At 61.1% G+C, this 23,651-nt stretch carries 28 protein-coding genes; 5 read left to right on the top strand and 23 right to left on the bottom strand.

Features of this window, described 5'->3' with window-relative positions; genetic code table 11:
- Positions 1–11 precede the first annotated feature (11 nt).
- The 3 genes from LC343_RS17420 to LC343_RS17410 form a co-directional block, all read right to left on the bottom strand.
- Positions 12–563, bottom strand: a complete 552-nt coding sequence (locus LC343_RS17420; protein WP_223478545.1) for a LemA family protein — start codon at positions 561–563, stop codon at positions 12–14.
- 102 nt (positions 564–665) lie between these two features.
- Positions 666–1,040 carry a VOC family protein gene (locus LC343_RS17415; RefSeq protein ID WP_223478440.1) on the bottom strand — a complete coding sequence of 125 codons (375 nt, stop codon included), beginning with the start codon at positions 1,038–1,040 and terminating at the stop codon, positions 666–668.
- An 11-nt stretch (positions 1,041–1,051) separates the two neighbouring features.
- Entirely contained in the window at positions 1,052–1,918 is an 867-nt protein-coding gene (locus tag LC343_RS17410; RefSeq protein WP_223478439.1) for a hypothetical protein, read from the bottom strand.
- Positions 1,919–2,362: 444 nt separating this feature from the next.
- Between LC343_RS17410 and LC343_RS17405 the strand changes: the two genes are divergently transcribed.
- Positions 2,363–2,692: a GYD domain-containing protein gene (locus tag LC343_RS17405; RefSeq protein ID WP_223478438.1), complete on the top strand. Its 330-nt coding sequence runs from the start codon at positions 2,363–2,365 to the stop codon at positions 2,690–2,692.
- A 72-nt stretch (positions 2,693–2,764) separates the two neighbouring features.
- Here LC343_RS17405 and LC343_RS17400 read toward each other — a convergent pair whose 3' ends face one another.
- Entirely contained in the window at positions 2,765–3,718 is a 954-nt protein-coding gene (locus tag LC343_RS17400; RefSeq protein WP_223478437.1) for a glycine--tRNA ligase subunit alpha, read from the bottom strand.
- A 210-nt stretch (positions 3,719–3,928) separates the two neighbouring features.
- On the opposite strand from LC343_RS17400, the gene LC343_RS17395 reads away from it, so the two are divergent.
- Positions 3,929–4,327: a hypothetical protein gene (locus LC343_RS17395; RefSeq protein WP_223478436.1), complete on the top strand. Its 399-nt coding sequence runs from the start codon at positions 3,929–3,931 to the stop codon at positions 4,325–4,327.
- A gap of 49 nt (positions 4,328–4,376) precedes the next feature.
- On the opposite strand, the gene LC343_RS17390 is transcribed toward LC343_RS17395, so the two are convergent.
- Both LC343_RS17390 and LC343_RS17385 read right to left on the bottom strand, forming a co-directional pair.
- Positions 4,377–4,568: a hypothetical protein gene (locus tag LC343_RS17390; protein ID WP_223478435.1), complete on the bottom strand. Its 192-nt coding sequence runs from the start codon at positions 4,566–4,568 to the stop codon at positions 4,377–4,379.
- Positions 4,569–4,594: 26 nt separating this feature from the next.
- On the bottom strand, positions 4,595–5,470 hold the full coding sequence (locus LC343_RS17385) for a S49 family peptidase (protein WP_223478434.1): 876 nt from the start codon (positions 5,468–5,470) through the stop codon (positions 4,595–4,597).
- A 188-nt stretch (positions 5,471–5,658) separates the two neighbouring features.
- Here LC343_RS17385 and LC343_RS17380 point away from each other — a divergent pair, with 188 nt between their 5' ends.
- Entirely contained in the window at positions 5,659–7,434 is a 1,776-nt protein-coding gene (locus tag LC343_RS17380; protein ID WP_223478433.1) for an acyl-CoA dehydrogenase family protein, read from the top strand.
- 10 nt (positions 7,435–7,444) lie between these two features.
- Positions 7,445–8,194, top strand: coding sequence for a crotonase/enoyl-CoA hydratase family protein (locus tag LC343_RS17375; protein WP_223478432.1), 750 nt, complete (start codon positions 7,445–7,447; stop codon positions 8,192–8,194).
- Positions 8,195–8,200: 6 nt separating this feature from the next.
- Here the strand turns inward: LC343_RS17375 and LC343_RS17370 are convergent, their stop codons facing one another.
- From LC343_RS17370 to LC343_RS17305, 14 genes are all read right to left on the bottom strand, one after another.
- Complete coding sequence (locus LC343_RS17370) at positions 8,201–9,475, bottom strand: class I SAM-dependent RNA methyltransferase (RefSeq protein ID WP_223478431.1); 1,275 nt, start codon at positions 9,473–9,475, stop codon at positions 8,201–8,203.
- Positions 9,472–10,227, bottom strand: coding sequence for a TlyA family RNA methyltransferase (locus tag LC343_RS17365; RefSeq protein WP_223478430.1), 756 nt, complete (start codon positions 10,225–10,227; stop codon positions 9,472–9,474). Before LC343_RS17365 ends, LC343_RS17370 begins: the two co-directional genes overlap by 4 nt.
- 69 nt (positions 10,228–10,296) lie before the next feature.
- Complete coding sequence (locus LC343_RS17360) at positions 10,297–10,650, bottom strand: hypothetical protein (RefSeq protein WP_223478429.1); 354 nt, start codon at positions 10,648–10,650, stop codon at positions 10,297–10,299.
- 144 nt (positions 10,651–10,794) lie between these two features.
- Positions 10,795–11,715: a pirin family protein gene (locus LC343_RS17355; protein ID WP_223478428.1), complete on the bottom strand. Its 921-nt coding sequence runs from the start codon at positions 11,713–11,715 to the stop codon at positions 10,795–10,797.
- Between the two features lie 90 nt (positions 11,716–11,805).
- Entirely contained in the window at positions 11,806–12,057 is a 252-nt protein-coding gene (locus tag LC343_RS17350) for an exodeoxyribonuclease VII small subunit (protein WP_223478427.1), read from the bottom strand.
- A 3-nt stretch (positions 12,058–12,060) separates the two neighbouring features.
- On the bottom strand, positions 12,061–12,990 hold the full coding sequence (locus LC343_RS17345) for a histone deacetylase family protein (RefSeq protein WP_223478426.1): 930 nt from the start codon (positions 12,988–12,990) through the stop codon (positions 12,061–12,063).
- A 55-nt stretch (positions 12,991–13,045) separates the two neighbouring features.
- Positions 13,046–13,999 carry a hypothetical protein gene (locus LC343_RS17340; protein WP_223478425.1) on the bottom strand — a complete coding sequence of 318 codons (954 nt, stop codon included), beginning with the start codon at positions 13,997–13,999 and terminating at the stop codon, positions 13,046–13,048.
- 81 nt (positions 14,000–14,080) lie between these two features.
- Positions 14,081–15,091: a hypothetical protein gene (locus tag LC343_RS17335; RefSeq protein ID WP_223478424.1), complete on the bottom strand. Its 1,011-nt coding sequence runs from the start codon at positions 15,089–15,091 to the stop codon at positions 14,081–14,083.
- Positions 15,039–16,127, bottom strand: a complete 1,089-nt coding sequence (ribB, locus tag LC343_RS17330) for a 3,4-dihydroxy-2-butanone-4-phosphate synthase (protein WP_223478423.1) — start codon at positions 16,125–16,127, stop codon at positions 15,039–15,041. Before ribB ends, LC343_RS17335 begins: the two co-directional genes overlap by 53 nt.
- A gap of 8 nt (positions 16,128–16,135) precedes the next feature.
- A complete protein-coding gene (gene aroC, locus LC343_RS17325) occupies positions 16,136–17,230 on the bottom strand; it encodes a chorismate synthase (RefSeq protein ID WP_223478422.1) in 1,095 nt (364 codons plus the stop codon).
- A 126-nt stretch (positions 17,231–17,356) separates the two neighbouring features.
- Complete coding sequence (locus LC343_RS17320; protein WP_223478421.1) at positions 17,357–17,959, bottom strand: histidine phosphatase family protein; 603 nt, start codon at positions 17,957–17,959, stop codon at positions 17,357–17,359.
- Positions 17,960–17,988: 29 nt separating this feature from the next.
- Positions 17,989–18,801, bottom strand: coding sequence for an enoyl-ACP reductase FabI (gene fabI, locus LC343_RS17315; protein WP_223478420.1), 813 nt, complete (start codon positions 18,799–18,801; stop codon positions 17,989–17,991).
- 105 nt (positions 18,802–18,906) lie between these two features.
- Positions 18,907–19,860, bottom strand: a complete 954-nt coding sequence (locus tag LC343_RS17310; RefSeq protein ID WP_223478419.1) for a DnaJ C-terminal domain-containing protein — start codon at positions 19,858–19,860, stop codon at positions 18,907–18,909.
- Between the two features lie 90 nt (positions 19,861–19,950).
- On the bottom strand, positions 19,951–20,388 hold the full coding sequence (locus tag LC343_RS17305) for an RT0821/Lpp0805 family surface protein (protein ID WP_223478418.1): 438 nt from the start codon (positions 20,386–20,388) through the stop codon (positions 19,951–19,953).
- 129 nt (positions 20,389–20,517) lie between these two features.
- Between LC343_RS17305 and pdxH the strand changes: the two genes are divergently transcribed.
- Entirely contained in the window at positions 20,518–21,138 is a 621-nt protein-coding gene (gene pdxH, locus LC343_RS17300) for a pyridoxamine 5'-phosphate oxidase (RefSeq protein ID WP_223478417.1), read from the top strand.
- Positions 21,139–21,198: 60 nt separating this feature from the next.
- Here pdxH and LC343_RS17295 read toward each other — a convergent pair whose 3' ends face one another.
- The 3 genes from LC343_RS17295 to LC343_RS17285 are packed head-to-tail and all read right to left on the bottom strand — an operon-like array spanning position 21,199 to position 23,607.
- Positions 21,199–21,891 (bottom strand): NAD-dependent deacylase, encoded by a 693-nt coding sequence (locus LC343_RS17295; protein ID WP_223478416.1) that lies wholly within the window; start codon positions 21,889–21,891, stop codon positions 21,199–21,201.
- 31 nt (positions 21,892–21,922) lie between these two features.
- A complete protein-coding gene (locus LC343_RS17290) occupies positions 21,923–22,684 on the bottom strand; it encodes an ABC transporter permease (protein ID WP_223478415.1) in 762 nt (253 codons plus the stop codon).
- Positions 22,681–23,607, bottom strand: coding sequence for an ABC transporter ATP-binding protein (locus LC343_RS17285; RefSeq protein WP_223478414.1), 927 nt, complete (start codon positions 23,605–23,607; stop codon positions 22,681–22,683). Before LC343_RS17285 ends, LC343_RS17290 begins: the two co-directional genes overlap by 4 nt.
- Positions 23,608–23,651 lie beyond the last annotated feature (44 nt).

The following is a 23,651-nucleotide window of genomic DNA, read 5'->3' as shown; positions in this document are numbered from 1 at the left end:
TTCGATGCGGGTCAATTGAACTTGACGTCGGGCGTCTCGCGATCCGACGGATCCTCCAGTTCGAAATAGTCCGCCTTGGCGAAGCCGAAATTGTTCGCGACCAGATTGGACGGGAAGCTCTCGACCTTCACGTTCAGCTCGCGCGCCGAGCCGTTGTAACAGCGCCGGGCCATCTGGATCTCGCTTTCCAGTGTTTCCAGCGTGCCTTGCAGGTCGCGGAAATTCTCGTTCGCCTTGAGGTCGGGATAGGCTTCGGCGACGGCCATCAGCCGGCCGAGCGCCTGCGAGAGCATGCCTTCGGCCGCGGCGCGCCCGGCCACGTCACCCGCCGGCACGTTTTGTGCGCGGGTGCGCATCTCGGTGACCTTTTCAAGCGTCTCCTTCTCGTGGCTGGCATAGCCTTTCACCGTCTCGACGAGGTTCGGGATCAGGTCGGCGCGCCGCTTCAGCTGCACGTCGATACCGCTCCATGCCTCCTGGACCATCTGACGGACACGCACCAGCGCGTTGTAGGTGACCATGACATAGCCGGCCACGGCGACAACGATCGCCAGAATAATCATGCTGCTGGACATGCGAAGGTCTCCTGTTGGACGCTCGGAGACTAGCCCAATCCGTAAGCGGAATGAAGCCGTTGCGGGCGCGTCAGGCCAATGATCCCCATTTCAGCCGGGGGTGATCCAGCCCGAAACCGAGCCCGACGCGGACTTGACGATTGCGACGCGGCCAATGTTGGGAATGTTCATCGGTTCGCGGATGAGCCGGCCGCCGGCCGCCTTCGCCTTCTCGACGCGGGCATCGACATCATCGACCGAGAAATAGGTGAACCAGTGCTCCGGAACCATCATGAGCTTCCAGCCGGTCAAGGTGAAGATGCCGGCGATCGTCTCGCCCTCGGACGAGATGAGGTAGTAAGGCGCGTCGCCGCCCATCGGCATGGCGTCGAAGGTCCAGCCAAGTGTTTCGCCATAGAACTTCATCGCCTTGTCGGCGTCATGCGTGTTCAATTCGGTCCAGTGGACGATGCCGTGTGCGGTCATGGTGGTTTTTTCTACGGGAGTAATGTATTGTATATTTCTTGGATAATTTCTCTTGATAATTTTCCCTCTAATTCAATGGGAATTTTATCAAGCATATTAAGATTGTAAATCTTTTTACTATTTGTATCAAATATTTTAACTTTAGACATTTCTCTATTAATGCTTACCTGTAAATTTCCGTCATAAATATGAGTGTAATCTTGCGAACCAAGAGGTTGTGTTTTATTTCGATGTTTTTGTAGATAATTTGAATCATTTGAAATAATTTTAGAATTTATTATTTCTTGAAGAGCGCTGATTTGCTTCATTATTATTTGAAACTGAGCCGCCTCTGGGTCTGCGTTGGATGTTGGGATTTGTGCGGCGTTGGCTAAGCCTAGAAGTGATACTAGGGAGAAGACATTTCCATCTGTTCCTTGATTTTGAATAGTTTCTAATATTGCATCCTTAATTTCGTTTCGCTTCTTTAGTATATTTCCAACGCGAAGTGATGTATCATATTCGATATCTCGGAAACCGGAAAGATCAAATATTCTAGTTGTGCTTGTGTCCTTAATTAATACGGTAGGTTTATCAAAAGCTTGGCGTATTCCATATTCGAACATTACATTAGGGTTCTTCGAAGAAAGATCGCAAACGCAAAGGTCTGCATGAACAATCTTAGATATCACGTCGATATGAATCATGTTGGAGGAAACAACTTCGTCAGCTCGTGTCGGGGTATACCCGGCGCTTTCGACAGCAGGTTTTATCAATTCGCTATAGACTTCGGTGAAGTGACCGGCTGGATATCCCTCCGCATCGGAAATCGGCATTATAACAAAGCATTCCTTTGCCGCAGTTGGTTCACTCGATGGGTTCGATTTTTTATCCGCCATTTTTACAACCGAGTATTAGATTTGGGTTTTCCAATATTAATCTCATAGATCATAAATAGACGGTAGGCAATTTTCCGTTCTATTAACAAAGGTTAATTCTATAGCGCTTATGCCGTTTCTTCACGCCGTCGATGGCGTCCGGCATAACGGGCAGCGCCCGGATTGCGTTTTCCTCGTCCTGGCCCGCGCGTGAGCACGAGCCTTCAGGCCAGTTCGGTGCGCCGGCGCACCGCTTCGCCGGACATTGAGGCCCGCCTGCCATTTGCAGCTTCGCCAAGATGAACAGCCTTCCGCCGGTGATCGTGCCGGCGCGACGGCGGTTTGGCACCCATTCAACATTCCGTTAGGGAAGGTGATCTTTCGGTGTTATGATGTTTCGCCGTGGTCTGAAGAGAAAAACGGAGCTTTCGACAACGAAATCATATTGAAAAGGGAGGGCTGAAAATGCCGCAATTCGTAATCACCGGGAACTATACCGCAGCCGCAATGAAGGGGATGATCGCCAATCCCTCGGATCGAGAAGCCGCAACGCGCTCGCTTGTCGAAGCCGCCGGCGGAAAGATGACCAGCTACTACATCACGAGCGGGGACAGCGATTTCATGCTGCTTGTGGATACCGATGACAGCGCGAACCTGGTTCCCGCGCTGATGGTGGCCGGGGCTTCGGGAACGGTGTCCAACCTCAAGACGGTGCGCGCCTATACGAGCGCCGAGTTCCTGACCGCGCAGAAAAAGGCGGGCGAACTCGCATCCGCGTTCAAGTCGGCCGGATAAGCGCAGGTCGCAAACAGTGGAGCCGCTCGACGGAAACGGTCGGAGCGGCTTCACGGCTCTCGCCGATAGCCCTCAGCCCGAGTAGTTCACGCCGCCGGCCTCGGTCAGAAGAAACGCCTCGCCGCATTGGCGCGACAGGTTGCGGACCTTGAGGATGTAGCTCTGCCGCTCGGTGACCGAGATCACGCCGCGCGCGTCGAGCAGGTTGAAGACGTGGGACGCCTTGATGCACTGGTCGTAGGCCGGCAGCACGCATTTGTGCAGGCGTTCGTTGGAATCGCCATCCGGCGCGCCTGCCTTGAGCAGCGCTTCGCATTCCTTCTCTGCATCTTCGAAATGTTTCAGCAGCATCGCCGTATCGGCATATTCGAAATTGTGCCGCGAATATTCCTGTTCGGCCTGCAGGAAGACGTCGCCATAGGTGATCTTGTCTTCGCCTTCCTGGCCGTTGAAGTTCAGGTCGTAGACATTGTCGACGCCCTGCACATACATCGCCAGCCGCTCCAGCCCGTAGGTCAGTTCGCCCGATACCGGCGCGCATTCGATGCCGCAGACCTGCTGGAAATAGGTGAACTGCGAGACCTCCATCCCGTCGCACCAGCACTCCCAGCCCAGCCCCCACGCGCCGAGCGTCGGGCTTTCCCAGTCGTCCTCGACGAAACGGATGTCATGCAGCAGCGGATCGAGCCCGATCGCTTTCAGTGATCCCAGATAAAGGTCCTGAAGGTCCGGCGGCGAGGGCTTCAGGATGACCTGGTACTGGTAATAGTGCTGAAGCCGGTTCGGGTTTTCGCCATAGCGGCCGTCCGTCGGCCGTCGCGACGGCTGCACATAGGCCGCTTTCCACGATTTCGGGCCGAGCGAGCGCAACGTCGTCGCCGGATGGAATGTGCCTGCGCCGACCTCCATGTCGTAAGGCTGCAACACGACGCAACCATGCGACGCCCAGTAGTTGTGCAGGGTCAGGATCAGACCCTGGAACGAGCGGGTGGGATGTAGTGTATCGATAGTGGTGTGCGCGGTCATTGATTTGGCCTTCTGACGGGTCGGCGCTTCCGTTGCATGACGGTCACCAGCGGTCAAGAGCGGCGGAATGTCCGGTCCTGTGCGCAGTGGCACAGAAGCTCCAACCGGAAAAACGCAAGATCAGGTCAACTTTCAGGCAGCCGTGGTCCCGCTTTGACGGGGCGCCGACCGAAAGTTCGGGGCTGAAACTTGAACCGAAAGGAAAACGTCATGACCATCGCATTGAATATCCGCAAAACGCTTGCACTGGCCATTCTCATTCCCGGCCTCGCCGTTACCACGATCGGTGCGGAAGTCGCTGCCGGCCTGTCCTCGGCAGAGGCTCAACAACTGCAAAAGCAGACCTACAAGGAGCCCGGCAACTCGATCAGCGACAAGGGCCCGCAACAACAGAAGTTGCCTCCGTGCAGGCCTGGTACAGCCAGCGTCGCGGCCATCGACTGCACGCCCTGGACGCCGCCGAGACGCGTGGCCTCATCGAAGGATGATTGCTCGTGTGAACTGACCTACAAGATGGTCGGTGGACAAAAGGTCGCCGTGCGGGACTGCTATGTGCTGCTGCCGACCAACGAGGTCTACTACTGCCCGAACCCGGCGATCATGCGCTGATCGCGACGCCGGTGGAAACGGAAAGGGCGGTCTTTGGGCCGCCCTTTATCTATTCGTCCGGCTTCACGACCCGGTATTCGCCGGTCTCCCGGTCTTCGACAAGCGTTCCGACGGCTCCGGTTTCCTGCTCTTTCTCGGCGCGGCGCACCCGCGCAGAAACTTTCTCGGCCTCTTTCACAAAGGCGCGGTAACCGATGACCCCGACCGCTGCGACGGCGGCTATGAACAGCAATTGCGGCATTTCGTTCTCCCCCTGCCGGGTGTTGCCTACAATCCGTATCGCGCCCACAGGGCGCGCTCCTCGAACGCTCCGGCGAGCCCGTTGGCGGCCGACGCCGAAAGCGTCTCGGCGTCGATGCCGGCAAGACCGGAAATGACACCGGCCGCCTGCCTGCGTCCGAACAGATTGCGCTGCGGTTGGACAAGGCGCAACTCCGTCTTGTCGCCGAAGCGCGCCTTCAGGAAGGAACGCATGTCGCCGATGTGATCGACCAGTCCCAGTTCCCTGGCTTTTTCGCCCGTCCAGAATGCGCCGGTGAAGAGGTCGGGATTATCGGCCAGCTTGTCGCCGCGCCGCGCTTTCACCAGGTCGATGAAAACCTTGTGAATGTCGAGTTGCAGCGCTTTCAGCCGCTCCACGTCCTCTTCCTTTTCCGGCTGGAACGGGTCGAGGATGGACTTGTTCTGGCCGGCGGTGTGAACCCGGCGCTCGATTCCGAGCTTGCCGATCGCATCGACAAAACCGAACCCGGCGGAAATCACGCCGATCGAGCCGATGACGGAGGAGGGGTCCGCAATGATCTCGTCGCCGGCAACTGCGATCATGTACCCGCCGGACGCCGCCACGTCTTCGGTGAAGACAAGAACGCGTTTGTTCTTTTCTTCCGCGAGGTCGCGAATGCGTTTGAAGATCAACCGCGACTGGGCGGGCGATCCGCCGGGCGAGTTGACGCTGAAGGCGACCGCGGGCGCGCGCTTGTCGTCAAATGCCTTTTCGATCATCGTGGCTGTGGTGGCCAGCGAGATCCGCTGCGCCATCGGCGAACTGCCGGCAGCGATCATGCCGTGGAGCCGCACAACCGGGATCACGGGTCCTTCGCGACGGAAGCGTTTCGGGAGGAGACGTTTGAGATCGGATGCCACGGAATAAATACTCGCTGGTTTCGCTTCACCAACTATGTATGTACGCCGTCGGCGCGTGCAACATGGCTTCCGGGAATATCGTGCTTGTTGACGTGAACGTGAAATATTGACGTTTACGTAAAAAGAATTTAGCGCTGCCTGCATCGGTTGGAAGCCGGTCGTTGCCGCGAGTCGTTCGGGAGGGATTCATGTACAAAGCCCCAGTCAGCGAAATTGCCCACACGTTGAAATCGGTCGCGGGCCTTTCGGCCGCGCTTGCCGATGGCCGCTTCGGCGATCTGAGCGAGGATCTCGTCGATGCGATCCTTGAGGAAGCGGGCCGTTTCGCGACGGAGGAAATCGCGCCGTTGCACATCCCGGGCGACCGGCAGGGCGCACGCTGCGCCGATGGGGTCGTGACCATGCCCGATGGCTATGTCGATCTCTTTCGCAGCTGGACGGCGGGCGGCTGGAACAGCCTTGCCGCCGATGCCGAATATGGCGGCCAGAATTTGCCGACGATGCTCGCCATGGCGGTCGCGGAAATGTGGAATTCCGGGTCGATGGGTTTCGGACTGGCATCGACCCTGACGATGGGCGCGATCGAGGCGCTCGAGGCGCATGCGACCGACGCGTTGAAAGCAAAGTATCTTCCGAAACTCGTATCGGGCGAGTGGACCGGGACCATGAACCTGACCGAGCCGCAGGCCGGCTCCGATGTCGGCGCCCTTCGCAGCCGCGCGGAACCCGTCGGCGACGGCACCTACCGGATTTTCGGGCAGAAGATCTTCATCACCTACGGCGAACACGACATGACGGACAACATCGTCCATCTGGTGCTCGCCCGCCTGCCGGACGCGCCTGCCGGAACGCGTGGCATCTCTTTGTTCCTCGTGCCGAAATTTCTCGTCAATGAGGACGGGTCGCTCGGCGCGCGCAACGATGTCTGGTGCAACGCCATCGAGCACAAGCTCGGCATCCATGTTTCGCCGACCTGCACCATGATTTACGGAGACGGCAAGTTCGGCGACGAGCCGGGCGCGATCGGCTGGCTGGTCGGCGAGGAAAATCGTGGCCTCAACTGCATGTTCACGATGATGAACAATGCCCGCCTGGCCGTCGGTGTCGAAGGTGTGGCCGTCGCGGAAGCAGCGCGACAGAAGGCCGTGGAATATGCCAATGAACGCCGCCAGGGGCGCGCACCGGGCTGGACCGGCGAGGGCATGAGCCCGATCGTTCTCCATCCCGATATCCAGCGCGATCTCCTGACCATGGGCGCACTGACCCAGATGGCGCGATCGATCTGCCTCGCCTGCGCGCATGCGATCGACATGGCGCGAGTCCACGATGGCGACGAGGCGCGCGCCTGGCACGAGAGGGCGAGCCTGCTGACCCCTGTCGCAAAGGCGTTCTCGACCGATATCGGCTCTCAGGTGGCCTCGATCGGCGTGCAGGTGCATGGCGGGATGGGCTATATCGAGGAGACGGGCGCGGCGATCTACATGCGCGACGCGCGTATCGCCCAGATCTACGAGGGAACCAACGGCATCCAGGCGATCGACCTCGTGACGCGCAAGCTGCCGCAATCGGACGGTGCCTGCGTCGGGTCATACCTCGATGAGCTCGATGCGGTGCTGGCCGATCTCGCCGCGTCCAACAATCCGGCATTCGGTCAGTCTGCGGAACGGCTGAAGGCGTCGGTAGCGGACCTTCGCGCCGCGACGGATGCGCTCGCTCGAATGTTGAAAGAAGGTGACATGGCCGGCGCACTGGCCGGAGCGACACCTTATCTCCGCTTGTTCGGACTGGCCGCGGGCGGTGTCTATCTCGCCACTTCCGCGCTGACTGACGGCGAAAACGAGGAACGGGCTGCACTGTGCCGGTTCTTCGCCGAAAACCTGGCCGGCGAGACGGCCGGGCTTCGCATGACCGTCGAAGCGGGCTCAGACAGCCTGGCTGCTGCCGGCAAATTCCTGATCGCCTGAGGAGGCCAGTATGTCCGACCATATTATCGTCGAGCGCCGGGGCGCTATTCAGCTTATCCGGCTGAACCGTCCGGACAAGAAGAACGCGATCACGCGCGCCATGTATGACCGGATGGCCTCCGCCCTGCGCGCCGGAGATGCCGACGACGACGTGCGCGTGCATGTTTTTCTCGGCGCGCCCGGCGCGTTCTCCTCCGGCAACGACATGCAGGATTTCCTGGCGGTCGCCACCGGCGGAGACCATGGCAAGGATGTGTTCGACTTCCTGGTCGCGCTCGCCAGCGCGCGGAAGCCGATCGTGTCGGGTGTGGATGGCTTGGCCATCGGCATCGGTACGACGATCCACCTGCATTGCGACATGACCTTCGCGACGCCCGGCTCGTTGTTCAAAACGCCATTCACAGATCTCGGCCTCGTGCCGGAAGCCGCATCCAGTCTGATCGCGCCGCAGATCATGGGCCATCAACGCGCTTTTGCGCTGCTCGCAATGGGCGAGGGATTCTCCGCCGAACAGGCGCTCGATGCCGGACTGATCTGGAAGATCGCCGAGCCGGAAGCGCTCGAGGCGGAGGTCATCGCGGCCGCCGAGGCATTCGCCGCCAAACCGCCGGAGGCACTCCAACTGGCCAAGAAACTGGTCAAGGGGCCGCGTGAGCCCGTGCTCGATCGCATCCGCGAGGAAGGCGAACTCTTTTTGCAGAGGCTGAAATCGGACGAGGCGCGCGAAGCCTTCATGGCGTTCATGGCGCGCAAGAAATAGTCCGGCCTACATGTCCGACCAGTGACGCTTTTTTCCGCCTGTCCGTTCGAGCAACGCGACGGCTTCGAGATGTGGCGTCCAGATGAACTGGTCGATCGGCGTCACCGATTTCAACTTGAAACCCGCCTGAATCAGAATCGAAAGATCGCGGGCTAAAGTCTCGGGATTGCAGGATATTGCGGCCACGCGGCGAACGGTGGATGCCGCGATCTCGCGTGCCTGCGCCTCGGCGCCCGCGCGCGGAGGATCGAAGACGACGCCGTCGAAAATCCTGAGATCGTGCGCTGTCATCGGCCGGCGCACGAGGTCGCGCCGCTCGGTCGTCACGGGCTTCAGCCGCTTGTCGGAATTGTCGCGAAACGCCCGGTCGAGCGCGGCGAGTGCCGGGCCGTCACCTTCCACTGCATGCACGGTCGAGCCCTTGGCAAGCCGCAATGCGAAGGTGCCGCAGCCTGCATAGAGGTCGGCGACCCGCTTGCACTTGGCCATGTGCGCGGTGACAAGGCCAGCCATGGCCTCCTCCATCGCGGGCACGGCCTGCAGGAACGCGCCCGGCGGCGGTGCGACGACCACATCGCCGAACTCGACTACCGGCCGTCTCGGCGCAAGGATCACTTCCCCGTTGACGGTCAGCCGGGCAAAACCGAGCGCGCGAAGCTTGTCGGCCGCCGCGCGCTTTTCGACATCCCCCGGTTCGATCTTTCCATCCACGGCGAGATCGAGGCCGGCAAGTGTCTGGTTGACGGTCACATGCACGGTTTTCGCGGTCGGCAGAAAGGCTGCAAGCAGCTCCTTCATGGCTGCGCGCGCGCCGAATATTTCCGGCGTGACGACATGGCATTCGTCGAGATCGACGACATGGTTGCTGGCAGCCTGCTGAAAGCCGAGCTGAATACCCTTTTCTGTTCTGATCGCGGAGAACACCGCGCGCCGCCTTGTATGCGGGTCGCAGAACTGGGCGGGCTTGATCTTCGTCGTATCGATACCGTGTGCGGAAAGCGCCTTTTCGAGTAGGCCGGCTTTCCAGACACGGTAGGCTTCTTCGCTCAGGTGCTGGAGAGAACAGCCGCCGCAGGTCTCGAAATGCGCACAGACGGGTTCTATACGGTCGGGCGAAGGTGTCCGGACGGAGAGAAGCGCGGCGCGCTTGCCATCCGCGATCGCGGTCACGGTTTCGCCGGGAAGCGAATAGGGCACGAAAATCTGTCCGGTGTCTGTCTTGGCGATACCGTCGCCGCGCAGACCGAGTTCGTCGATCGTCAGGGTTGCGGTCCGGCTCATGCTTTCCTCCCAGCGAGGAGGAATTCGGCATTTCCGTCGCCGCCTGAAATCGGGGAGGGATGGAGACCCAGAACGCGCCAGCCCGGCTGGTCCGACAGCCACTGGGCGAGATCACGGGAGCAACGCTCGGCATCCTCGCGCGAAACAAGCCCGCCCTTGCCTATTCTCGCGCGTCCGACCTCGAACTGAGGCTTGACCAGCAGCACCGCTTCCGCGCCCGGCGCGGCAAGTGAAAGCGCTGAAGGCAGGGCAAGCTTCAGCGAGATGAAGCTCACATCGGAAACGATGAACCGCGGATGTTCGCCCTGCAAATGGACGAGATCGAGATCGCGGGCGTTCAGGCCCTCGATACTCGTGACGCGCGGGTCTGCGGCGAGGCCGGCATCCATCTGGCCATGGCCGACATCGACGGCGATGACATGCGCCGCGCCGTCTTCCAGCAGGACCTGGGTAAAGCCCCCGGTCGACGCGCCGATATCCAGAGCCGTCCGGCCTTTTGGCGAGAGGTTGAAATGCTCCAGCGCGGCTTTCAGCTTCAGCGCCGCCCGCGAGACGTAGTTCCGCGCCGGATCGTCGATATCGATCGGGCTGTCCGACGAAACCATCTGGCCCGGTTTGGAGGCTGCCTGTCCGGCGATGCGGACCGCGCCGCGAAGGATCGCGTCTCTCGCACGAGAGCGCGATGCGAACGCGCCTGTATCAACCAGCAACTGGTCAAGACGGGCGCGTTGCGAATTATCCTGAGAGGTCATGATCATGTCATTGCCGCGCGACGCGCGCGTTGGCAATGACAATCATGCACGCAAGGTCAATGGATTGTGTCAGCCGGTATAGACGACACGGATGTCCGTGCGCGGCAACAGCCAGGCATCGGTCTCGATCGAGCTCGTCGTCGTCCGGTCGACATAGGGTGCGATCAGCATGGCGCTGTCGTCGTGCGAGCGCTGGTTAAACCAGCCCGTCTCTTCTTCCTCAGGCGCCAGTCCGGCTCCGTCTTCAAGCGTGTATCCGCCGCGCAGGTCGCCGAGCATCGCTGCTGCCTTGTCGGCGAGCACCTTGGCCAGTTTCTTGTCGAATTGCGGTTCAGCGTTTGCCCCCGTGACCGGGGCCGCGATCGTCGCGGCTCCCAGAAAAGCGAACACGACCGCTGTTTTCAGCGTGTCATTGAAGTACATAGCCACCTTCCCCGTTGCTGCGGAGACTCTAGGGAAGGCGGGTTATTTCGGCGCAAAGAAACGCGGTAAGTCTTTGGAAAATAAAGAAGGTAAGCCCTGAGCTAAAGGACAGGGTGAACTACGGGTTAAGACAGTGGCCCGGCGTCACCGTTCCGGCAGCGGGATATACTCTTCTTCGTCGCCCGGCACGATGTCGAAGCGGCGGCTTTTCCATTCTTCCTTGGCCTGCTCAATGCGCTCGCGCGAGGAGGAGACGAAGTTCCACCAGATATAACGCCGCGAGCCGAGCGACGCGCCGCCGAACAGCATGAAGGACGCGCCGCGCGCCGACCGAACGACGATCCTGTCGCCCGGCCGGAAGACCAGCAGCTGATCCGGCGCGAATACGTCCCCGGCGATCTCGATCTCGCCCTCCGACACATAGATGGCGCGCTCTTCAGCTTCGGCAGGAATTTCGATCTCGCCATTGGCCGGCAGGGTGATATCGACATAGAGCGTGTCGGAATACTGAGCGACCGGCGATGACGCGCCGTGAAACGAACCGATCAAAACGCGCGCATGCGCCTTGCCGTCCTCGACGATGCCCATTGCTGCGGCCGCGGTGTTTTCAAAAGTGGGCGCGATCTCTTCCTTGTCGTCGGGAAGCGCCAGCCATGTCTGCAGGCCGGACATGCGCCTTCCGGTCGCGCGGGTCTCCTCCGGCGAACGCTCCGAATGGACGATGCCGCGCCCGGCCGTCATCAGGTTGATGTCGCCCGGCGCGATGACCATCTCGGTGCCGAGACTGTCGCGGTGGCGGATGGCGCCATCATAGAGATAGGTAACGGTGGACAGCCCGATATGCGGGTGCGGGCGCACGTCGATGGCCTCGCCGGGCTTGAAGGTGGCCGGTCCCATCCGGTCGAAGAAGATGAATGGACCGACCAGCTTGCGTTTCAACGAGGGCAGGGCGCGCCGCACCTCGAAGCCGCCGATGTCGGACACTTTCGGTATGATCAGGGTTTCAATCGCGTCGCAGGCGAAGGCGTCGCCGGCCTCGGGGTCGTTTCCGGGAAAGAAGCTCATGCTCCGCCTCCGTGTGTTTCGTCAGGAAGGCAAATGGGAGAGGCCGCGCCCATTTCAATCAAGAGCGACACAGCGTTCGCCGAATGAAGCCTACCCGTCCAGCGGCTCTGTCCCTGCCGGCTTGCCTTCGCGCGTGAGCTTGATCTTCTCGATCTTGGCTTCGGCGGCCTTAAGCAGCGCGTCGCAGCGATTGCGCAGCGCCTCGCCGCGTTCGTAGATCTCGATGGATTTGTCGAGAGGAACGTCTCCGCGTTCGAGCTGGTCGACGATGGATTCGAGCTGCTGGAGCGCCGTCTCGAAATTCATGTCCTTCACGTCGGCGTGGGTCGGGGCGTCCGCCATGGTCTATCCTCGCATCAGTCGCAAAACATGGGCGGCGGTCGATGCCGCCAGGCCCTTCAGATCGTAACCGCCCTCCAGCAGGCTGACGAGACGGTCGTTGCAGTGGCGTCCGGCGGCATCCATCAGCTTGCCGGTCGCCCAGTCGAAATCGTCCTCAACCAGATTGATCTCGGCCAGCGGATCGCGGTGATGCGCATCGAAGCCGGCGGAAATGATGATCAGGTCGGGTTGGAAATCGTCCAGCGCGGTCAGCACGCGCTCCTTGAACGCGGCGCGGAACTGGTCGCCGGTATCCTGCGGACGAAGCGGCGCATTGCAGATCGTGCCATGCTCGCCCGTCTCGCCCTTTGCGCCCGTACCCGGATAGAGCGGCATCTGGTGGGTCGAGCAATAAAGTACGGAGGCGTCGTCCCAGAATATGTCCTGCGTGCCATTGCCGTGATGGACGTCCCAATCGACGATCGCGACACGCTCGGCGCCGTGTTGCCTCTGCGCGTGACGCGCTGCGATGGCTGCCGTGTTGAACAGGCAGAACCCCATGGCCGTATTCTTTTCGGCATGGTGGCCGGGCGGTCTCGCCGCGACGAAGACGTTCGACACTGCCTGCGCGAAGACGTCGTCAACCGCGGCGTTCGCCGCGCCGAGCGCATGCAGCGCGACCTCGTAGCTTTTCGGGCTGACGCAGGTGTCGGCGTCGATGCGCGCAATACCCTCTTCGGGAATCTGCGCCATCACGCGGGTGACGTAGTCTTCGGGATGGGCGTAGCGAATGGTCTCCGCATCGCCGCGGGGTGCATCGACCCGGTCCAGCGAATCGAAGAACTCCAGCCCAAGGGCTTCAGAGACAGCCCTGATCCGGTCCGGCCGTTCCGGATGGCCGGGGGGCGTGAGGTGATCGAGAAAGATGTCGTGCGAATAGAGACGGGTAGTCATGGCCGGTTTGTATCATCAATGTCCGGCCATGCCATCCGTCCCTGAAAGAATGTTGTTATTGGGCGACAGGACGGCCGCCGAACGCTTCCTTCGCCTTTTCCGTCAGGTCGCGGAACTTGCCCGATGCGCCGGCCAGCTTGCGGTCCCATTCCGGATCCGGAACCTGTCCCTCGATGCGCTTGAAGTAGACTTGCAGCAGTGCGGCAATGGCGAAGGGTTCCATGATCGCGGCCTTGAAAGACCAGGCGAGAAGGATCGCGAAGACGAATCCGTAGCCGGTTGCCGAACCGGGGACGAGATAGACCAGCAATCCGGCGGGAACGAGCATGATCAGGAAGACGAAGAGCGAGAAGAGCCACATGATCGCGGTCAGCCACACGGCATTCTTGATCATGTGCGTACCGTTCTGCGCGTAGAGCACCAGCGCGTGCCGCGATGTCTCCCACGGATTGGTGCTGCCGATGCGGATATTGTAGCCGAGGATCACCTCGTCGACATAGGTCAGCGACATTCGGATGATGCCGTTGATGAAACCGACAAGGGCGTTCAGCCCCGGGATCGGCAGGAAGGCCGCGACGCCGCCGAGCAGGCCGGTGATCGCGCGAATCACGCCTTTGATGAGCTGGTCAAGCGCAAACAGGATGTTGGCTTCGCCGAACCGTTCCTTCACCGTTTCCTGCGCGTGCGCGATCTGCCCTTCCGGCAGCGGTTCGCCGTCAATCAGTTCGACCATGACCGCGATGTGGCCGGCCTTGACCATGTAGAGAATGTATTCGCGGATCCAGTAGACGATGGCGGAGACGATACCGAAACCGGCGATCCCGCCCCAGACCGCGAAGGATCCCGGTTCGCTGCCGATCTGCCCGATACCGTAACCGACACCGGCTCCCGCCCCGGTCGCGATGATATAGGCGAAGGTGATGCCGAAATAGACCGCCATCCTGAGCAGGATGAACGGCATCGTGCGGCCGAGAATCGACAAGGTTTTTGCGATGGAAAAGTCCCACATGGCGATTGCCCCTTCGGTTTGTGACTGCGGCCAACACTAGGCGCCGAGGGACATTGCGATGTGACAGATGTCACAAACCGGTCAGGGGGCGACCACCAGCAGACGGTCATCCTGCGTGACAGTCACAATCCGTCCTCCGACGACGGCGATGGACCTGTCGATCGGGCCGGGCAGGGCGATGTCCGGCAGGTTCGACAGCGGAAAGCGCAGCCGCATACGGTCCTGGGAAGGAAGGACGAGATCGGGATTCCCGTCGCCGTCGAAGTCCGATACCGCGGACAGGCCGAGATCGCGCGAGCCGATGACGTGGTTCGAGACGTCGCCGGCGATATCGTTCTTCTCGGTGATCGTGTCATTCGCATAGGCGAGCGAGAACAATCGCCCGCCGATATGCGGTGTGCGCACGGCATAGAGGGTGGCCGCGCCGGATCCGTCGGGAACGATGCCGGCGATATTGAGCCAGCGATTCGGACGTCCATTCTCGCTGCTTGCGCCGAGTTCGACGAGTTGGCCGTCGCGCAGCCCGTAGATCGCAACCGCCGACCCGCCGGTTTTTGAAGAGCGTATCGTGACGACCTCGTTCGAGCCGTCACCGTCGAGGTCATGGATGCGTGGCGTCAGGTCCTCGAAGACCTGGCTCTCCGGCAGGTCGAACCTGATTTCCCGGCCGCTTTCATCGATTGCGATCAGGGCGCCGCCTTCGGTCGCGTCGCCGAGAACACCATGGGCGTAACGGTTGGTCGGTGCTCCATACCATGCCCTGCGGATATCGCCGTCCTCTGCCACGTCCATGCCGCCGTCGGGAAGGGCGCCTGACGGTTTCGGCCGCCTGGCTTCGGGCGCTGCCGTTGACAGACAAACGCCTTCGGGCCGGTCGCAGCTCACAAGGCGGAAGGTTTCCTGTCCAAGCGCGATGTAAGCGCCGTCGGCGGATTTCCGGATTGCGGTGATCGGTGCGGGAAGATCGAGCTCGAACAACTCGACCGCGTGTGCGCCCGAACCCGCGCCGAGCGTCAGGAAAACGGCAAGAGCCGCGCCGTTACAGAATTTCAGTAGACGATATCCGGATTCCGAAGCCTTCGAGCCCCACATAGTGTCGCTCCCTGGTGGAGTAGAGTTTGATCGAGCCTATCCCGAGATCTTTCAGGATCTGCGCGCCGAGACCGATTTCCCGCCACTCGGCTTCCCGATCCTGCGCCTCCATATGCTCCTCCGGCAAGCGGCGACCCGCTGACTTGCCGACGCCGACGGAACCCTCTCGAAGATAGACCACAACGCCGCGTCCCTCGTCGGCCATTCGTTGCATCACGGCAGAGACCATCTTTTCCTTGCCGAAGACATCGTCGACGACCGATTCCAGATGCAGCCGCACGGGTATGTCCACACCGTCGCGAATGTCGCCATAGACGACGGCGAGATGATGCATCGGATCCCAGGGAAGCGTGTAGGAATACGCCTTCGCTGGCCCGACCGTGGTCTCGAGGTCGAATGTCTCGACCAGTTCAATCAGCGTTTCCTTGCGCTGGCGGTAATTGATCAGGTCCGCGACATTGATCTGCTTGAGACCGTGTTCCTGTGCGAAGGCGGTCACCTGTGGTCCGCGCATCACGGTACCGTCGTCATTGACCAGTTCGCAGATCACTCCGACCTGGGGCAGACCGGCAAGCTTGCAGAGATCGACGGCGGCCTCGGTATGACCCGACCGCATCAGGACGCCGCCCTCCCGCGCCACGAGCGGGAAGATATGGCCGGGACGCACGAAATCCGGCGCGCCGGCATTCGGATTGGCGAGGTTGCGCACGGTCATGGTGCGGTCGTCGGCGGAAATTCCCGTCGTGGTGCCGTGCTTGTAATCGACGGTCACGGTGAACGCAGTGGCGTGCGGCGCGTCGTTCTCGGCCACCATCGGCGCCAGATTGAGCCGCTTGGCGTCCTCGCGGGTCATCGGCGCGCAGACGATGCCGGACGTGTGCCGAACGATGAAGGCCATCTTCTCCGGCGTCGTGTGAACCGCGGCAACGATCAGGTCGCCCTCGTTCTCGCGTCCGTCATCGTCCATGACGACGACGATTTCACCACGCTCGAAAGCGCGCAGCGCCTCGATGACCCTTGCCTGATCGTATGCCATTGAAATCCTCAAATACGGCCGGTCTGGCCCCTGTGCCGCAGATAATGATCGGCGATGGCGCAGGCAACCATTGCCTCTCCGATCGGTACCGCGCGAATGCCGACGCACGGATCGTGGCGTCCTTTTGTCACGACCTCGGTCTCCTCGCCGTCGGCCGTGATGGACCGGGTCGGCGTCAGGATGGAGGAGGTGGGTTTGACGGCGAAACGCGCGACGACGGGCTGCCCGGTTGAAATGCCACCAAGGATGCCGCCGGCATTGTTGGAGAGGAAGGCCGGGTTGCCATATTCGTCGATACGGATTTCGTCGGCATTGTCCTCGCCGCGGATGCGCCCGGCTTCGAACCCGTTGCCGATCTCGACGCCTTTGACCGCGTTGATCGACATCAGCCCGGAAGCGATATCCTGATCGAGCTTGGCGTAGATTGGCGCGCCGAGCCCTGCCGGGACACCCTCGGCCACGACTTCGACCACCGCGCCGACGGACGAGCCGGTCTTCCGGATTTCGCCGAGATAGTCCGCGAAAGCCTCGGCCGCGTCCGCATCGGGCGTGAAGAACGGATTGCGATCCACCTCTTCCCAATCCCATTTCGCGCGGTCGATTTCCTTTGTACCCATAGAGACCAGCGCCGCGCGCACCGAAAGCCCAGGCACGATCTTTCGCGCCAATGCGCCGGCGGCCACGCGCGCGGCGGTTTCCCGCGCCGAAGACCTGCCTCCGCCGCGATAATCGCGGATGCCGTATTTCTTGTCGTAGGTGAAGTCCGCATGACCTGGCCGGTAGCGCTGGGCGATGTCGGAATAATCCTTCGACCGCTGGTCGGTGTTCTCGATCATCATGCAGACGGGCGTACCCGTGGTGACAAGCGTCTCGCCGTCTTCCTGCGGCATGACGCCCGAAAGAACCCGGACCGCGTCGGCTTCCCGGCGCTGTGTCGTGAATTTCGATTGGCCCGGTTTGCGTTTGTCGAGATACGCCTGGACTTCGGCCTCCGTGAACGCGATGCCGGGCGGGCAACCGTCGATCACGCAGCCCAGCGCGATACCGTGGCTTTCGCCCCAGGTGGTGACGCGGAAAAGATGGCCGAAAGTGTTATGCGACATGAGGAAATTCCGTTCGTGACGACCTTCTAGAGCAGCATTCGCGAAATGAGAAGCCGCGTCCTGTCGAAGCGGGAAACTCCAAGAGCGTATGGGGACAGGTTTTGGCCGTTCGAGACCCGAGGCGCTTCAGTCCAGCCCGACCCAGACGCCGTCCTGTCCGTCGTACCGGTAGACCCGGTCCTGCGGGACATGGCCATCGGCGAGGGTGCCATCGCCGGGACCTTCGACAAGATACCGGGTCGCGCGAATGATGCCGCCGTGGCAGACGATCACGGTCTGCGCGTCCAACCCATCGAAAAAGTCGCGGACGCGGTTCACGGCCTGCGCATAGCTCTCGCCGCCGGGCGGAACATGATCCCATTTGCTGCGATCGCGGGCCGCCATCGCGTCCGGATATTCCTGAAGCAGTTCGGAATGGAGCTTGCGCTCCCATTCTCCGAAACTCACCTCCATCAGTCGCTCATCGGTGCGGAATTCGTCGGGATCAAGGCCGAGTTCGGTGCGGATGATCCGTGTCGTCTCCACCGCGCGCGAAAGCGGGCTCGCGACGAAACTCCAGTCTTTCCAGTCGATCGGAAGCGAGGCGAGGTATCTGCCGTTTCCCGCCGCCTGGCCCCGTCCGGTGTCATTGAGCGGTATATCCGCCTTGCCCTGGTATCGGCGCTCCCGATTCCATTCGGTCTCGCCGTGCCGGATCATGTAGAATCTCGGCAGCGTCGTGCCTGTCATCGCGAAATTGCCCCGTGATACTGCGCCAGTCAGTCCTTGGTGATATCCGGCGCGTCGACCGCCTTCATGCCGACGACATGGTAGCCCGAATCGACGTGATGCACTTCGCCCGTCACGGCGCGTGACAGGTCGCTCAGGAGATAGAGCGCGGAATCGCCCACCTCGTCGGTCGTCACCGTCTTGCGCATCGGCGAGTTGTACTCGTTCCACCTGAGGATATAGCGGAAGTCGCCGATCCCCGATGCCGCGAGCGTCTTGATCGGCCCGGCCGACAGGGCGTTGACGCGGATGCCGGACGGTCCGAGGTCCGCAGCGAGATAGCGCACGCTCGCCTCGAGCCCGGCCTTCGCGACGCCCATCACGTTGTAATGCGGCATCACCTTCTCGGCGCCGTAATAGGTCAGCGTCAGGATGGAGCCGCCATTGGTCATCAGCGGTTCGGCGCGTTTCGCGACGGCGGTCAGCGAATAGACGGAGATGTCCATCGTGCGCGCGAAGTTTTCACGCGTCGTATCGACATAGCGTCCCGTCAATTCGTCCTTGTCGGAGAACGCGACCGCATGAACGAGGAAATCGAGCCGACCCCAGGTCTTTTCGAGATGCGAGAACACCGCCTCGATCGTATCCGGCTCGGTCACGTCGCAATGGCCGCAGACGATTGCGTTCAGTTCACCGGCCAGCGGCTCGACGCGTTTCCGCAGTGCATCGCCCTGATAGGTGAATGCCAGTTCGGCACCTTGGTCCGCGCAGGATTTCGCAATGCCCCAGGCGATCGACTTGTTGTTTGCGAGGCCGATGATAAGGCCCCGCTTGCCCTTCATGAGGCCCGAACCTGTGGTCATGGCTGTCATCCCGAAAAGATAAAGATATTGTCTTTCTCGGGCGAGCATATCGCACAGCAATTTCGGTCCATCAAGCTAGAAGGCATTGGACCCACAAGCCGGACGTCAAACCTCGGTCTTGCGGAAAAGCGCCTCCAGCGCCTCGCGTTTTTCATCCGGGAGCTGGATTTGCAGCACTGCAAGCAGGTCGCCATGGCCGGATTTCGCGCGCGGGAGCCCTTTGCCCTTGACGCGCATCGTCTGCCCGGAGGAGGACCAGGCCGGGACCGTCAGGGCGATTTTCTTGCCATCGGGCATGGTCAGCGGAACCTTGCCGCCGACGATTGCGGTTTCCAGCGGCACCTCGACATCCATGACGATATTGGCGCCTTCGACCCGCGCGCCATCGGCCTGCTTGAGGCGAATCTTCGCGAGAAAGTCGCCGCGATGTCCTGCCGGTCCGGCCAATCCCTGGCCTTTCAGGCGGATGACCTGGCCGTCGGTCGCCCCTTGCGGAATGGAAACGGCGACCGTCCGTCCGTCAGGCAGGGTCAGTCGCGCCTTTCGCTCGCCCATAAGGTCGGCGGGCGTCACGGCGAGGTCGGCTTCGATATCCTTGCCCTTGGGCGGCTGCGCTTTCGTCTGGCGTGCACCGGCGCCACCGGTCCTGCCGAAACCCGAAAACGGGCCGGACTGCCGTGCGCCACCGCCAAAGGCGGATCCGAACAATTCGCTCAGAATGTCTTCTGTCGGGCCTTGGCCGCCGGAACGGAACTCGAACCCGCCGGGTCCGCCGCGCGCATCGAAGCCGTCATAGGCTGTATAGGGGTTGCCACCGCCAAAACCCTGGAAGGTCTCGCGGCCCTCGGCGTCTATCTCGCCGCGGTCGAACTGCTTGCGTTTGGCTTCGTCGCCGAGAATCTCATAGGCGCGCGAAGCCTCCGTGAAGCGCTCCTGCGCTTTCGGATCGTCCTTGTTTGCGTCCGGGTGATACTTCTTGGCGAGCTTGCGGTACGCAGATTTTATTTCGGATGCGCTGGCCGTCTTTGCGACGCCGAGCACAGCATACGGGTCTCTCATGGCACTCTTGCGCTGTTTCAACTGTAGTTGTTCAGCATATGGCGATTAAATATGGGAAATTCCAGATGTTTGCCCGGAAATCGCGACGGATCAGACATCGCCGCGCGATCCCGCCGGGGCGAGTATCCGCGTCCACCAGCCGGTGCGGCGATCGAGGCACAGGTCACCCTCATAGAGCGTCACGCCGTCATAGGATTGCCGCGTCGCGTTGAAGCTGCGGCAGGTCTGGCCGGCGACCTTGCGCTGCCGAATATCGGTGATTTCGCCCTTGGAACCGGTCGACTGGTTGGCCCAGGCCAAAGGCCCGCCGTCTCGGGTTTTCAGATCCACCGACGTCACCGCGTTCCGGATCGTGTCTTCGTCCAGCAGCCTGTCGCGTTCCACGCCTTCCAGGTCGGTGGCTTTCTTGAAGGGATCGGCAGTGACGGCAACCGAATCGTCAACGATAGCGATCGCGCCGACGGTGGCTTCGTCCAGTCCCTTGCCGGTCATGCTGCAGCCGGTCAGCGCCAAGGCGGTCAAACCCATCGCCAGAAACCGGGCACCGGATGCAATACGGGCGTCAAGCGCTTGCGCGAAAGCTCCGTTTGTGTGCAACACATGACGCATCAATCAATCACTCATCTGCGGTTATAACCGCATGTCCCGGGAGAGATTATGGCGCCCGTAGAGTTAACAAATCCTGACTTCACCACCCGCGAGGACCCGTTCGCCCTGTTTGGCGAATGGCTGGAAGAAGCAAAGAAATCCGAAATCAACGACCCCAATGCGACATCGCTTGCAACCGTCGATTCCGACGGGTTGCCGAATGTGCGCATGGTCCTTTTGAAGGACTATGACGAGGACGGTTTCGTCTTCTACACCAACTTCGAGAGCCAGAAGGGTGAGGAAATCCTCGCCACGAAGAAGGCGGCGATGTGTTTTCACTGGAAGTCGTTGCGCCGTCAGGTGCGGCTGCGCGGGGCCGTCACGGTCGTCGACGATGCCGAGGCGGACGCCTACTTCGCGTCACGTGCGCGTGGCAGTCGCATTGGAGCATGGGCGTCGAAGCAGTCCCGTCCGCTGGAAAGCCGCTTCGCGCTGGAAAAGGAAGTCGCAAAATTCACGGCCAAATATGCCGTCGGCGAGATCCCGCGTCCGCCCCACTGGTCGGGCTTTCGCATCGCGCCCGTCTATATCGAATTCTGGAAGGACGGCGCGTTTCGGCTGCATGACCGGGTGATCTTCCGCCGCGAAACGGAAACCGCACCGTGGACCAGAACCCGGTTTTATCCCTGAGCAGCACGATGGCCGTGGCAACCGCGATCGACGGGATTGTCGCGTCAGTCCCGATCGCGTTCACCTGGCAAGGATCTCGTCCACGAAAGCCGGCACGATCCCGGTTGCCGGTCCGTGGCGGAAGTCGTCGAAGAGACGGGTGCCTTCGGAGGGTTGCAGATTGAGTTCCAGCGTTTCGGCGCCGGCATTGGCGGCAATCTCGACGAAGCCCGCGGCGGGGTAAACCGCGCCGCTCGTTCCTATGGCGACGAACATGTCACACGTGTCGAGCGCACCGAGGATCTCGTCCATCCGGTAGGGCATTTCGCCGAACCAGACGATGTCCGGGCGCAAGCGACCGGCCGAACCGCAATTCGGGCACTCGGTCCCGGTCGACAGGTCTTCATCCCAGCTGATTCTTGTGTCGCAGCTGCGGCACCATGCCTGTTGAAGCTGTCCGTGCATATGCACGACATCGCGGGATCCGCCGCGTTCATGCAGGTCATCGACATTCTGCGTCACCAGCATGAAATCGTTGCCCAGCTTCCGTTCGAGTTGGGCAAGCGCCCGATGCGCGGCATTCGGCTCGACCTCGCGCAACTGAGCCCTGCGGGCATTGTAGAAGCCGTGGACAAGCGCCGGATCGGCCGCGAATGCCTCCGGCGTCGCCAGTTTCATCGGATCCATTTTCATCCAGACGCCGTCCGGATCGCGGAAGGTGGACACCCCGCTCTCAGCGGATATGCCCGCACCGGTGAGGACCACGAGTTTCATGTGCACCTTTTCTTGCCGGGGCCGTCTCCGTTCAGCTTTTCAGCCGGTAGCCCGTCCTGAAGATCCACCAGACGGCCGACATGCATATGACAAGGAAGAGGCCGATCATCGCAAGGCTGACGGTGACGGAAACGTCGGAAATCTCGTAGAAACTCCACCGGAACCCGCTGATCAGATACAGCACCGGGTTGAACAGCGTCACCTTCTGCCAGAACTCCGGCAGCATCGAGATCGAGTAGAAGCTGCCGCCGAGGAAGACCAGCGGCGTGATGACCAGCAGCGGTACGATCTGCAGTTTCTCGAAACTGTCCGCCCATATGCCGATGATGAAGCCGAGCAGCGAGAAGGTGATCGCGGTGAGCAGCAGGAAGGCCGCCATCGCGAACGGGTGCGCGATATGCAGGTCTACGAACAGGCTGGCCGTGGCGAGAATGATAAGGCCGAGGATCGTCGCCTTGGTCGCCGCCGCGCCGACATAGCCCAGCACGATCTCGAAATAGGAGATGGGCGCCGACAATATCTCGTAGATCGTGCCGACGAATTTCGGAAAATAGATTCCGAACGCGGCATTCGTCACGCTCTGGGTTAACAGGTTCAGCATGATGACGCCGGGAACGAGGAACGCGCCATAGGAAACGCCTTCCACCTCCGTGATGCGCGACCCGATGGCGGCACCGAAGACGACGAAATAGAGGGATGTCGACACGACCGGAGAGACGACGCTCTGGAAGAGCGTGCGGAACCAGCGCGCCATTTCGTATCGATAGATGGCCCAGACAGCGAGCAGGTTCATGCGTTTTCCTCCACCAGAGAGACGAAGATGTCTTCGAGCGAACTCTTCCGTGTATCGACGTCGGAGAAGCGGATGCCTTCATCCGCCAGCGTCGTCAGCAGGCGGGTTATGCCCGTGCGTTCGCTGGTGGTCATGAAGGAGTAGGTCAGCTGGCGTCCGTCCTCGGAAAGCGTGAGATTGTAGTCCGAGACGCTTTCCGGGATCGCGTCGATCGGTTTCGCCAAGGTCAGCGTTATGTCCTTTTGGCCGAGCTTGCGCATCAATTCGGCCTTGTCCTCGACCACGATGATCTCGCCATTGCGGATCACCGCGATGCGGTCGGCCATTTCCTCCGCCTCCTCGATGTAGTGGGTCGTCAGGATGATGGTGACGCCACTTTCGCGCAGCTTGCGGACCGTGTTCCACATGTCCTTGCGGAGGCTGACATCGACGCCGGCGGAGGGTTCGTCGAGAAACAGGATGTCGGGTTCGTGAGACAGGGCCTTGGCGATCAGCAGGCGACGCTTCATTCCGCCGGACAGTGTGCCAACCTTCTCGTCGCGCTTTTCCCAAAGCGACAATTCCTTCAGCACCCATTCGATGTACTCGGGTTTCGGCCGCTTGCCGAAGAGACCGCGCGAATAGGTGACCGTGGCATGGACCGTCTCGAACTGGTCGGTCGTCAGTTCCTGCGGTACAAGCCCGATTCGCGCGCGGGTCTTGCGATAGTCTTTGACGGTATCGTCTCCATCGACCGTCACCGTGCCCGAGGTCGCGCGGGCGATACCGCAGATGATCGAGATCATTGTCGTCTTGCCGGCGCCGTTCGGCCCGAGCAGGGCTATGATTTCGCCCTTTTCGATGGTCATCGAGACACCCTTGAGCGCCTGGAAGCCGCCGTCGTAGGTCTTGGTGAGTCGGTCTATGGAAATAAGAGGCGCCATGAAGAGCTCGGCCGGTCTATGGAGGGAACGCGTTAGATAGGCGT

Source organism: Oricola indica (assembly GCF_019966595.1).
GTDB lineage: Bacteria > Pseudomonadota > Alphaproteobacteria > Rhizobiales > Rhizobiaceae > Oricola > Oricola indica.
Note: the sequence above shows the minus strand (reverse complement) of the source record. Positions and strands in the feature narration are given on the sequence as shown.

Coding starts and splice junctions, on each gene's coding strand:
- LC343_RS17420 (WP_223478545.1), bottom strand. CDS start 563: ATGATTATTCTGGCGATCGTTGTCGCCGTGGCCGGCTATGTCATGGTC.
- LC343_RS17415 (WP_223478440.1), bottom strand. CDS start 1,040: ATGACCGCACACGGCATCGTCCACTGGACCGAATTGAACACGCATGAC.
- LC343_RS17410 (WP_223478439.1), bottom strand. CDS start 1,918: ATGGCGGATAAAAAATCGAACCCATCGAGTGAACCAACTGCGGCAAAG.
- LC343_RS17405 (WP_223478438.1), top strand. CDS start 2,363: ATGCCGCAATTCGTAATCACCGGGAACTATACCGCAGCCGCAATGAAG.
- LC343_RS17400 (WP_223478437.1), bottom strand. CDS start 3,718: ATGACCGCGCACACCACTATCGATACACTACATCCCACCCGCTCGTTC.
- LC343_RS17395 (WP_223478436.1), top strand. CDS start 3,929: ATGACCATCGCATTGAATATCCGCAAAACGCTTGCACTGGCCATTCTC.
- LC343_RS17390 (WP_223478435.1), bottom strand. CDS start 4,568: ATGCCGCAATTGCTGTTCATAGCCGCCGTCGCAGCGGTCGGGGTCATC.
- LC343_RS17380 (WP_223478433.1), top strand. CDS start 5,659: ATGTACAAAGCCCCAGTCAGCGAAATTGCCCACACGTTGAAATCGGTC.
- LC343_RS17375 (WP_223478432.1), top strand. CDS start 7,445: ATGTCCGACCATATTATCGTCGAGCGCCGGGGCGCTATTCAGCTTATC.
- LC343_RS17370 (WP_223478431.1), bottom strand. CDS start 9,475: ATGAGCCGGACCGCAACCCTGACGATCGACGAACTCGGTCTGCGCGGC.
- LC343_RS17365 (WP_223478430.1), bottom strand. CDS start 10,227: ATGACCTCTCAGGATAATTCGCAACGCGCCCGTCTTGACCAGTTGCTG.
- LC343_RS17360 (WP_223478429.1), bottom strand. CDS start 10,650: ATGTACTTCAATGACACGCTGAAAACAGCGGTCGTGTTCGCTTTTCTG.
- LC343_RS17355 (WP_223478428.1), bottom strand. CDS start 11,715: ATGAGCTTCTTTCCCGGAAACGACCCCGAGGCCGGCGACGCCTTCGCC.
- LC343_RS17350 (WP_223478427.1), bottom strand. CDS start 12,057: ATGGCGGACGCCCCGACCCACGCCGACGTGAAGGACATGAATTTCGAG.
- LC343_RS17345 (WP_223478426.1), bottom strand. CDS start 12,990: ATGACTACCCGTCTCTATTCGCACGACATCTTTCTCGATCACCTCACG.
- LC343_RS17340 (WP_223478425.1), bottom strand. CDS start 13,999: ATGTGGGACTTTTCCATCGCAAAAACCTTGTCGATTCTCGGCCGCACG.
- LC343_RS17335 (WP_223478424.1), bottom strand. CDS start 15,091: ATGTGGGGCTCGAAGGCTTCGGAATCCGGATATCGTCTACTGAAATTC.
- ribB (WP_223478423.1), bottom strand. CDS start 16,127: ATGGCATACGATCAGGCAAGGGTCATCGAGGCGCTGCGCGCTTTCGAG.
- aroC (WP_223478422.1), bottom strand. CDS start 17,230: ATGTCGCATAACACTTTCGGCCATCTTTTCCGCGTCACCACCTGGGGC.
- LC343_RS17320 (WP_223478421.1), bottom strand. CDS start 17,959: ATGACAGGCACGACGCTGCCGAGATTCTACATGATCCGGCACGGCGAG.
- fabI (WP_223478420.1), bottom strand. CDS start 18,801: ATGACCACAGGTTCGGGCCTCATGAAGGGCAAGCGGGGCCTTATCATC.
- LC343_RS17310 (WP_223478419.1), bottom strand. CDS start 19,860: ATGAGAGACCCGTATGCTGTGCTCGGCGTCGCAAAGACGGCCAGCGCA.
- LC343_RS17305 (WP_223478418.1), bottom strand. CDS start 20,388: ATGGGTTTGACCGCCTTGGCGCTGACCGGCTGCAGCATGACCGGCAAG.
- pdxH (WP_223478417.1), top strand. CDS start 20,518: ATGGCGCCCGTAGAGTTAACAAATCCTGACTTCACCACCCGCGAGGAC.
- LC343_RS17295 (WP_223478416.1), bottom strand. CDS start 21,891: ATGAAACTCGTGGTCCTCACCGGTGCGGGCATATCCGCTGAGAGCGGG.
- LC343_RS17290 (WP_223478415.1), bottom strand. CDS start 22,684: ATGAACCTGCTCGCTGTCTGGGCCATCTATCGATACGAAATGGCGCGC.
- LC343_RS17285 (WP_223478414.1), bottom strand. CDS start 23,607: ATGGCGCCTCTTATTTCCATAGACCGACTCACCAAGACCTACGACGGC.